A 449-nucleotide genomic window follows, 5' to 3' on the forward strand; every position below is an offset into this window, starting at 1 on the left:
CTCTCAAACTGTCTTCCATAAAAACTTGCATAATCTTCTGAATCCTTTAAACCGTTTTCTCTTCTATGATATAAATGTCTTCCCTCTTCTGAAAGTACTCCTATTGCCTTTGCATAATCTCCTATATTATCTGCTATTATTACTACCTTTCCGTTACCTACATGATATGCTCTCCCTCTTATCCCATCTGCTCCTATTATTTCCTTTATGTTAGGGTCTTTTGAACTTATCACTTGAACATCATCTACTATCATACCTGATGCCTGTTCTACAACTTCTTTAGCTTTTTCCTTATCTATAAAACTACTGAATTCTTTCCCGCTTCTTTCAAGCCTGTCTCTCTCTTCTTCATAAGCAAGTCTGTCTTTATAGTATAACGGTAAAGATTTTCCTTTATTTTCAATTACTGCCTTTAATATTTCAGATACTCTTTCTACTTTATTTCCGGC

The 449-nt window shown here is 34.3% G+C and carries 1 protein-coding gene; it reads right to left on the minus strand.

The genetic code is table 11. The features are described from left to right. A partial coding sequence (locus tag EII29_RS12385) for a hypothetical protein (RefSeq protein WP_158612552.1) occupies window positions 1-449 on the minus strand: 449 nt, incomplete at both ends.

Origin of the sequence: Leptotrichia sp. OH3620_COT-345, assembly GCF_003932895.1 — a bacterium.
In the GTDB taxonomy this organism is placed as follows: Bacteria; Fusobacteriota; Fusobacteriia; order Fusobacteriales; family Leptotrichiaceae; genus Pseudoleptotrichia.